This window comes from Acinetobacter sp. USHLN143, assembly GCF_037145695.1.
In the GTDB taxonomy this organism is placed as follows: Bacteria; Pseudomonadota; Gammaproteobacteria; order Pseudomonadales; family Moraxellaceae; genus Acinetobacter; species Acinetobacter fasciculus.
In genome coordinates this window covers 1-8618 of the sequence record NZ_JBBCWZ010000090.1, presented here as the reverse complement: position 1 = coordinate 8618, position 8618 = coordinate 1, and the positions used below count along the sequence as shown (strand labels likewise).

The window sequence follows — 8618 nt, the reverse complement described above, 5'->3', positions numbered from 1 at the left end:
TGAATGAGTAATGCTGTCACTGGTTTGAATCATTTGGTAGGTAGTAGGAAGATCCGCTACGACTAAACGAAGTCCCTTCTCCTGGATCCTGCGCTTCAGCTCTTGAAAATCCTGTTGGGTTAGGCGTGATAATCGGTCAATACTTTCAACTAACAAGGTGTCACCTTGATTTGCTTCTGACAGTAGCTTATTCAATTCAGGTCGGTCTAACTTCGTACCACTATAGTTTTCCACGTACACAATGGTTTCGCCCAAATTCAAGTTTTGGTTTAGATCCTGAAGAATCTGCAAAGCCCTTTCTGCATCTTGATCTTTAGTTGAAGCTCGTAGATAAATACGTGTATTCATTTCTATCATTTAATCTTAATTCTATTAGATTAATGATAATACTATCATTTAATTATTTCACTAAGTCTAATGATAGATATTGTATGCGATTTGGCTCGCTATCATTCAGCTATACTCTTTTGATAGAAAAAGCATGACTGAAAGCCATGCTTTGGGAGTTCGTATAATACGTATCATATTAATTTTGGAAAAATTAGATATTGATTGGGAGTGACTAAAGCTGTAGAGTTTCTTTTTAAGTGAGTCCCCAAAATGAAATTCCAATTTATATTTGAAAACTTTAAAGCTTTACCAAATGGAACAGATGCTTTCAAGCAGTTAAAAATTTTATGTGAGCAAGAAATTGGCAACAATAATAATTTAGATAATTCGGCCTTATTTCTTATTTATGGGTTTGCGAAGAACTACGTCTTATTGTACGAAGATCAAGAAGTTACTCCTGAATTTGCAAAAAAAGCAAAAAGCCAATTAATTGATTATATGTCTGAACTTAATATTGCTCTAATCAGTCAAGATTCTAATCTTATATTAGAAACTCTTAATAATATTTCAAAAAAATATTTTAAAAGTTCAAGAATATTTTAAATCTTAATAATCAATTAACAAGCTATCATTACAGGGGTTTTTGATTCCCCTTTTTGTCTCATTCTTTATGAGTGGCATTAACGCTATTCTAGGAGCTTTAAATGAAGATAAATTTTTATTATCAATTGTTTTTTCACAATGGATGATTAATTGGATTATTGCTTATCCATGTCTTTTGTTTCTTGTTCCTTTCTCAAAAAAGATCGTTTTAAAGCTTTTTTATCCTCAGTTGAAATAATGAATGTTATATGAAACGAGGACAATAGACCGTCGTTTTTCACTTTGCATAAGATATTCTACGTTAAGTAGCGGCTAAAAATGCCCTTGATCAAGGGCATTTCGTATAACGTGTATTATGTTAATTTTAGGAAAACTTATAATCAGAATAATTAACAGCCACTGTTTTATTGGTAGCTATTAATTATTTAAAGGATTGTAATTTTTACCTATGAGTACTTTGATCTTTTGTTTTCCAAAGAGAGTATAGAATTCCTGTAAACAAGATGATGAACGTGATCGAAAGGGAGACTGGCGGTGGAATTTTTGCTATACCTAATCCATCAGCTATAAAAATTTTTGATCCAATAAAGACTAACAATACTGCTAATGCGTACTTCAAATAATGGAAGCGGTCGACCATTGCTGATAGGGCAAAATATAAAGCACGTAATCCCAAAATTGCGAAAATATTTGAAGTATAAACAATAAATGGATCTGTCGTAATCGCAAAAATCGCAGGAACACTATCTATTGCAAAGATCAGATCTACAAATTCAATCATGATCAAGGCTAGAAAAAGTGGTGTCATAAACCAGGTTAATTGGTTAGTTTTTGGATCAATCTTTTTCACCCAGAACTTCTCTGCATGAAGCTGCTCAGTGACACGAAATCTTTTTTTAATAAAGTTCAAAATAGGAGAATTTCCGACTTCATATTCTTTATCAACACTTAGCCACATTTTTATCCCTGTAAAAATAAGAAAGGCTGCAAATATATAAAGAACCCATGAAAATTGGCTGACCAGTGTTGCGCCCACGCCAATCATGATAGCTCTTAGAAAAATTACACCTATAATTCCCCAAAATAAGACTCTATGCTGATAAATTCTTGGTATCGAGAAATATGAAAAAATCATTGCAATGACAAAGATATTATCCATCGCTAATGATTTTTCAATTACAAAACCGGTTACATAGTTAATCCCTGCCGTGGGTCCGAGATACCACCACACCCATGCGCCGAAAAGTAAACCTAATGTAATATAAAATGCTGATAGTGCTAAGCTTTCTTTAACACCAATCTCTCTTACCTTACGATGAAATACTCCAAGATCTAGAATAAGCAGGACAAGTACAATAAGGATAAAGAAAATCCACATCCAAACAGGTTTATCTAAAAAATTCGAAAATAGAACGTCCATAGTTTTCCTCTGCTTATACTTGTGCTTATATGAGAAGATATGCTCATTATCAATAATACTTGTCAATATTTATTACATATAAAGATATATTCAGAATTCATAAATCCCCCATTTAACATAATGGTGATTATACGAAGTACACTTGTATATTAATATAGATATCAATTGCTTAATAGAACCAGAAAAATCTAAAAATGACCGAAAAGCCGATTTTGAAACAAGTCGGCTTTTTTATGAGCAGTTTTGATAGTTCTTGCCAATAAATTTGTTTAAAAAGTAGTCGATTTTGCGATTTTTTAAATTTTATCAATGCTTGAATGCTTAAAATTATCCACATTTTTTGTGGATAAAATTTAGGCTATTTTGTACGCTTTGGCTCATGCATTAGCTTGTATATTTATTTGGCTACCTTTATCGGGTAAATTCTATACTTGAAATGTCAACAGACCCTAATCGTATTAAAAATTTTTAAAATTTTCATTAAGGCAAAAGCTATGAATGACTTTAGACTACTATATGTAAGTAAGATCAAAAGTAATATTAATCCGGTAAATGATCTATATGATATTTTGACAGAAGCCGTAGCTTTTAATAGCCTAAATGAAATTTATGGTGTTCTTTATTATGGAAACGATTACTTTATTCAATGCGTAGAAGGTCAGAAAGATAAAGTAGAATATCTATTTTATGAAAAAATTTTAAAAGATCCACGTCATAAAAACTGTGAAGTTTTATCTTTCGAAAATATCGAAAAATATTTATTTTCTGCATGGCATATGAAATATGCCATGATTCATAAAGAAGTTATTGATTTCTTTAAGCATTATCATAATGATGAATTTAATCCTTATTTACTGAATAGCTCTACTATTCCAGCTTTTATAGAGCTGTTAAGCACACATGGAGATAGCTTTTCTATCTTAAAAAGTAAAGCTTTAACTTAACCAGTACAAAAATTATTTAGAATAAAATTAATATAATAAAGTGCTTTCAAAAGACTTATGAATTAAGTCTTTTGATCATGCATTTAACATAAAATCTCTTATCCGAAATGAAAAAAGGGAGCTAAAGCTCCCTACGTATCATCACATTAATAAGCTAGCACAGACTGTAGTAAGACTCAGGAAAGTGTCCAAAAAAATTCTGTTTAATTTGCTCAATCTCGACCCCGTCAGGATACTTCGCCAACTGCTGATCAAGCCAAACCAAAAATGCCTCCTGATTGTCATAACAATGGTTTACAGCTAAAAATTCAGCAATCCCGTATCCCCTTTGGATATTCAGCTCTCTTAATAATTGACGTCCAACTAGCCTTGTTTGTTCACTGATCCAAAGTTCTCGGTTATATAACATTCACTTTCTCCTCAACTATATGAATGAGGGTGATGTAAGCTGTAAACTTTGATTTAGTAGCTTCACCCTGTATAATTTCAAATTAGAGGTTAAATCTACCTATAAAGACAAATTATAACCTGCTGTAGGTTATAATTTACCAAACCAGTTCCACTATTGCAACAAAAAAACAACCTACAGCAGGTTATTTTTTTTTACTAAAAGATATTATGATTAACTGCAAGTTATCTTCCCTAATGGGCGAGCGTAAGATTCTGAAAATCAGTGACGTAGTCAATGCTACTGGAATCAATCGAAATACATTGACTGCACTCTATTACGACAGGGCTATTCGGATAGAATTATCGGTAGCTGATAAGTTATGCAAGTATTTCGATTGCAACATGAATGACCTGTTTGAATATACAGATGACGAGAATGAAGAACAGTAGACTTGTACGCTTTAACGTACAAGTTCAGGTTTGAACGTATAAACCTACCAAAAACTCGGGCCATCATAGCCTCTAGTTCTTTCCTGTATTTGCTGCTGTTCTTGTTCCAACTGCTTCTGTTTACTCAGTTCTGCCTCATAATGTGATCGATACAGCTCATAATTATTTTCAGCACGAATCCGCTTGATCTCCTCGATCATTTCTTGCTGCTTGGCCAATAATTCTGGTTCATTTTTCCGTGCAAAACGCACCGCCTTGTTCATCACAGGCACATCTTTTAACTGCGTGCCGTGCTTTTTGTTGTAATCACGATGGGAAAGGCAGCTGACAAAGCTTGGAACTTCAACCGGGATGCCACGGATTTCCACGGTCTTGGTCGGTGCATACTGTGCCAAACTTGCATTGATAAGTTCTTCCGTCTTCTGCCGATACAGCTGCAACTGAGCTTTCCCCATGCCCAGGACATCAGCCGTCAATTTCTGAGCACCGCCTTTTTCAGGCTGTTTCGGGTTGTATCGCTTAAAAAACTGCTCTGCTGTCCGCTCGATGTCATCCACATGCCGCTCGCTATACATGAAATGTAGGTGCGGCTGCTCAATGCCGCCAATCGAACCCGCATGGTTATGAATGGCACAGGTGAAGGGATAGCGGTAACGGTCGGCAAATTCGGCAATAAACTGCTCGGCCAGTTCAATCCTTTGTGCTTGATTTAATTCCTTTGGAAAAGCCACTACCAGGCTGGAACAAGTTCGCCCATTGCTGCGTTCATAAACATCGGCTGCCTGCCAGAACTCTGCCGGCTTACCTTCGGCAAAACTCGGCATGTTGCCGGATTTCACAAACTCGATCTGTTCCGCTGCGCTTTCTTTGTAGTGTCTGAAATGCGAGGTCCGCGTGATGTAGTGGAACCTGTTCTTGGCTGTGGCTGCATTCTTAACTTTGCCGGAGCGAGTTTTCACGGCTGTTTTTACGGTATGTTCCAGGTTGCAGTAGAACATGTGTCCACCTTCAAATTCGTGCAGCCTCGCAGAGCCTGCGGAGCACGAGGAGTAGTGTTTTTAATTCGATATAATTGCGTAGTAATTATATCAAATTAAAAACACGGAAACGAGCTTAAGAATTAAATAAAATGTTCTCACATTTTATTTAATTCTTCCCGTGCTAGCATATAATGGTCTGAAATCATAAGAATCGTTCCCTCTTTATGCCTACGGAGAATGCGATGGCAGCACGTGGAAGACCAGCAAAAGTACTCTCATCGAAAGATTTGCTCGAATTAGAAAAATTTCTAATCGACTTGGACTTTCTAAAAAAGAATCAGCAAAAAGCTATACAACTGCTGCAGAAAGAATATGAAGCATTAGATGAAAAAGATCTGAACCTGCTAAAAATAGTTCATCGTGAAAAAAATCAGTATCAGCAACGACAGACGCTACTAGACCAGATCAAGACAAAACAAAAAAATCAGCAAAAACTTTTAGCGAATGAAATAGAAATTCTGCAACTGCTTGAAAAAGAGCAAAATCAAGACAACTTCTTTCGTCTTGATCGAGCATTAACGTCTTATCAAAAAATAGAAAAAGCAGCACTTGAAGACAGAATCAGACTTGAGAATGAACATAAACGGGATATTCTGAACAAAACCCACAAAAAACTGACAGAGGCTCAAAAGAAGAGGAATGCTGAAAATCAGTTGAAATATGCTTTGGGTGGTCTTGTCCTATCTCTCTGGAGAAAGCGCGACTGGCCATTGGATCCAGATGATTTAAAATCAGTTGAAAGCATGATCATACGAAACGTTTCTTTTGGCTCTAAAATAGCTAAAAGTTCATTGTACAAAGAAGCAGCCTCTATCACAGGTAATCATAGAATTGCTAGAGAATTGGTTCTTTCTGTTATAGATGAACTTCCTAAATACAAAATAAATCAACAAGAACTGCACAAGTTCATCCTCAAAAAACTGTATAAACCCAAATAAACGCCCTCATTTGCGATTTAAGCTGCTTAAATACAAAAAGCATCCTTTCTGCATAAAAATCTGTAATCAGGGCTAAAAACGCAAAATATGGCGATTCAGAACAGATTTAAGCGAGTGTCTACGAGCGACTCAACGAAAATTCGAGCCTCGACCCTCTGAAAAACTGTTTTTAGGCTGTGAATTCAAAAAGAGTTTAGATCACATGAAGAACTTTGATTTCAGACCGAGCGTAGCGAGCAAAAATGGGGTTGTGAGCGTAGCGAATCCATCTTGTTGTTGTTTCTGATTTTGCTTTTTTCATTATTTAAATTCTATTCGCTATTGAGCAAAAAATTGCCCCCTTCGAACTGAGCGAAAGCGAAGTTCAATAGAGTTTGAGCGTAGCGAAAACATAAGGCAATTTTTCATTCTTATCCTTTTTAATATATTTTAAATCTTTTAAATCTTTTAGGCTATCTGAAAGGCTTTAACAGAAAGGCTTTCAGCTCCTAACTATGAGGGATTGACTACTAACTATGAGGGATTGACTACTAACTATGAGGGATTGACTACTTAACTATGAGGGATTGACTACTAACTATGAGAGAATTATATTACTCATAGTTAGTCTATCGAATTAAAAATGATGAGTACATCTAAAAAAGAATTAGTAGTTAAATCAAATCAAGTAATTGAGGCTTCATATCAACTCAGCTCAACAGAACAACGGATTGTCTTAGCAGCTATTAGTAAGATTAGTCGGGCTGAAGATATTACAGATGATGAAATTTATCGCGTAACTATTGATGATTTAAAAAAACTTGGGGTTCATGAAAAAACAGCTTATAGAGATCTAAAAGATGGTGTAAACCGCTTATATGACAGATCAATTAATTTAGCTATTGATGATGAGTCAATCAAAATGAGATGGATTCAATCCATACGCTTTTTAGAAAGTAAAAGCGTTGTAGGAATTCGGTTTTCTAAAGAAATTTTGCCGTTCATTTCTAATCTAAGCCGTGAATTCACTAAGTATTCGCTATCTGACATTGCTGGTATGAGTAGCGCATATGCTATTCGTATTTATGAGCTACTAAGCCAATATCGTTCCATAGGAAAACGAGAGATTTCCATCGAATCTCTAAGAAGTATGTTGGAGTTAGGGAAAAGATATCCATTGTCTGCTGATTTAAAGAGATGGGTTATTGATACTGCTGTAGTTCAAATCAATGAACATAGCCCTTTAAATGTATCTTACGAGCAAATAAAGACAGGTCGAAAAGTCACACACATTCACTTCACGTTTAAAGAAAAATCAAAAAGTATTGAGCATAAATCCGAACAGAATAATTTTTATAAATTGACAGATTCACAAATTAATATGTTCGGTAATCAGCTTTCACGCTTACATGAAGTATCTCACCTAGCACAACAAGGTGAAAGTTATGACGACTTAGCTATTAAAATTAAAGATATGCTGCGAGATCCAATAAAACAAAAACAACTTATTCCTCATCTTAAAAATTTAGGCTTTAAGGCATAAAGGTCGATTGTGTATGTAGCAGTTGACTGTTTGTTAATGTATTTTAGTTCACATAATGGACAACCAAAATTACAAGATGAAATCACTATCTGTTATTGAGCTTTCAAACCTCTATGGAATAACTCGTCAAGCCATTTATAAGCAAGTTAATAAAGGTAATTTAAGTAAAAATAGTGACGGTAAAATTGATCTTTCCGAAGCTATTCGAGTCTTTGGTGAACCTTCTAGAAATGTAAACAGTTCACAGACAACCGAAACACGAAAGTTGTCAGAAGTTCACCTATTAGAACAGCAAGTTTACATGCTTCAAAAACAGCTTGAACAGGCTCATGAGCGTGAGCAGTTCCAACGTGAGGAACTAAAAGCTAAGAATGATCAGTTACACGTTAAAGATGAGCAAATTGAAGCAATACAACGCCTACTAGAAGCTCCAAAAGCTTATACAACTAGTTCTATCGACCCAAAATTAGATATAGCAACAGATACTAGGTCAAAAAGTGAGTCGAACTATGATGTATTGACTACTCAACCAAGAGAAACTCCTGTAGAAGTAGAGATCCAAACTCAGCCGAAAGATGACGGATTGACTACTCCGGAGCAGGTGGAAAATAAGCGGATTCCGGTGCCGGATCAGGTTGAACCGGAGCAGCCGAAAAGAGGCTTTTGGAGCCGTTTTTTTAGACCCTATGATTAACCACGATTGTTTAACTGATATGAACAAAGTTGTGGAACATTGATCAAATAATAGGCGTGGAACGTGAAAAATCATAAAAAAAGCCCATTTGAGGGTAAATGGGCTTTTCAGTAGTATATAAGAAATTGATTTTTAAAGGAATAAAAACAGTATTTCGTATAAGGTGTATTATGTTAATTTTAGAAAAACTAATTGATTCTTGAAAGTAAACAGGCTTCCATTATCAGATATTAAGAGGTCTCAAATTCTTTCTGATAATAGATTAACTAATACTTTTAATTCATCTC

At 35.1% G+C, this 8618-nt stretch carries 11 protein-coding genes; 7 read left to right on the top strand and 4 right to left on the bottom strand.

Going from position 1 to position 8618, the window contains the following annotated elements:
- The coding region (locus tag WFH18_RS15550; protein WP_336755202.1) for a recombinase family protein at positions 1–357 on the bottom strand (357 nt) is incomplete at its 3' end.
- A gap of 243 nt (positions 358–600) precedes the next feature.
- Between WFH18_RS15550 and WFH18_RS15545 the strand changes: the two genes are divergently transcribed.
- Both WFH18_RS15545 and WFH18_RS15540 read left to right on the top strand, forming a co-directional pair.
- A complete protein-coding gene (locus tag WFH18_RS15545; protein WP_004282109.1) occupies positions 601–933 on the top strand; it encodes a hypothetical protein in 333 nt (110 codons plus the stop codon).
- A 40-nt stretch (positions 934–973) separates the two neighbouring features.
- Positions 974–1171: a DUF2798 domain-containing protein gene (locus tag WFH18_RS15540; protein WP_305157817.1), complete on the top strand. Its 198-nt coding sequence runs from the start codon at positions 974–976 to the stop codon at positions 1169–1171.
- A gap of 204 nt (positions 1172–1375) precedes the next feature.
- Here WFH18_RS15540 and WFH18_RS15535 read toward each other — a convergent pair whose 3' ends face one another.
- Positions 1376–2353, bottom strand: a complete 978-nt coding sequence (locus tag WFH18_RS15535; RefSeq protein ID WP_004761028.1) for a TerC family protein — start codon at positions 2351–2353, stop codon at positions 1376–1378.
- Positions 2354–2847: 494 nt separating this feature from the next.
- Here WFH18_RS15535 and WFH18_RS15530 point away from each other — a divergent pair, with 494 nt between their 5' ends.
- Positions 2848–3297, top strand: a complete 450-nt coding sequence (locus tag WFH18_RS15530; RefSeq protein ID WP_005102339.1) for a BLUF domain-containing protein — start codon at positions 2848–2850, stop codon at positions 3295–3297.
- 154 nt (positions 3298–3451) lie between these two features.
- On the opposite strand, the gene WFH18_RS15525 is transcribed toward WFH18_RS15530, so the two are convergent.
- Positions 3452–3706: a hypothetical protein gene (locus tag WFH18_RS15525; RefSeq protein WP_004787794.1), complete on the bottom strand. Its 255-nt coding sequence runs from the start codon at positions 3704–3706 to the stop codon at positions 3452–3454.
- A 209-nt stretch (positions 3707–3915) separates the two neighbouring features.
- Here WFH18_RS15525 and WFH18_RS15520 point away from each other — a divergent pair, with 209 nt between their 5' ends.
- Positions 3916–4137, top strand: coding sequence for a helix-turn-helix domain-containing protein (locus WFH18_RS15520; RefSeq protein ID WP_034590295.1), 222 nt, complete (start codon positions 3916–3918; stop codon positions 4135–4137).
- Positions 4138–4181: 44 nt separating this feature from the next.
- Here WFH18_RS15520 and WFH18_RS15515 read toward each other — a convergent pair whose 3' ends face one another.
- Complete coding sequence (locus WFH18_RS15515; RefSeq protein WP_004787791.1) at positions 4182–5135, bottom strand: MobA/MobL family protein; 954 nt, start codon at positions 5133–5135, stop codon at positions 4182–4184.
- A 224-nt stretch (positions 5136–5359) separates the two neighbouring features.
- On the opposite strand from WFH18_RS15515, the gene WFH18_RS15510 reads away from it, so the two are divergent.
- From WFH18_RS15510 to WFH18_RS15500, 3 genes are all read left to right on the top strand, one after another.
- Positions 5360–6115, top strand: coding sequence for a hypothetical protein (locus tag WFH18_RS15510; RefSeq protein WP_004787789.1), 756 nt, complete (start codon positions 5360–5362; stop codon positions 6113–6115).
- A gap of 622 nt (positions 6116–6737) precedes the next feature.
- A complete protein-coding gene (repM, locus tag WFH18_RS15505) occupies positions 6738–7637 on the top strand; it encodes a replication initiation protein RepM (protein WP_004763517.1) in 900 nt (299 codons plus the stop codon).
- Positions 7638–7713: 76 nt separating this feature from the next.
- The gene (locus WFH18_RS15500; protein ID WP_336755203.1) at positions 7714–8331 is read left to right on the top strand and encodes a plasmid replication DNA-binding protein; all 618 of its coding nucleotides are present in this window, start codon (positions 7714–7716) and stop codon (positions 8329–8331) included.
- The last annotated feature ends 287 nt before the right edge of the window (positions 8332–8618 follow it).

Bases quoted from the DNA above. Each gene is read 5' to 3' on its own strand.
- WFH18_RS15520 (WP_034590295.1), top strand. From the start codon at position 3,916: ATGATTAACTGCAAGTTATCTTCCCTAATGGGCGAGCGTAAGATTCTG.
- WFH18_RS15500 (WP_336755203.1), top strand. From the start codon at position 7,714: ATGAAATCACTATCTGTTATTGAGCTTTCAAACCTCTATGGAATAACT.
- WFH18_RS15510 (WP_004787789.1), top strand. From the start codon at position 5,360: ATGGCAGCACGTGGAAGACCAGCAAAAGTACTCTCATCGAAAGATTTG.
- WFH18_RS15545 (WP_004282109.1), top strand. From the start codon at position 601: ATGAAATTCCAATTTATATTTGAAAACTTTAAAGCTTTACCAAATGGA.
- WFH18_RS15530 (WP_005102339.1), top strand. From the start codon at position 2,848: ATGAATGACTTTAGACTACTATATGTAAGTAAGATCAAAAGTAATATT.
- WFH18_RS15515 (WP_004787791.1), bottom strand. From the start codon at position 5,135: ATGTTCTACTGCAACCTGGAACATACCGTAAAAACAGCCGTGAAAACT.
- WFH18_RS15535 (WP_004761028.1), bottom strand. From the start codon at position 2,353: ATGGACGTTCTATTTTCGAATTTTTTAGATAAACCTGTTTGGATGTGG.
- WFH18_RS15525 (WP_004787794.1), bottom strand. From the start codon at position 3,706: ATGTTATATAACCGAGAACTTTGGATCAGTGAACAAACAAGGCTAGTT.
- repM (WP_004763517.1), top strand. From the start codon at position 6,738: ATGATGAGTACATCTAAAAAAGAATTAGTAGTTAAATCAAATCAAGTA.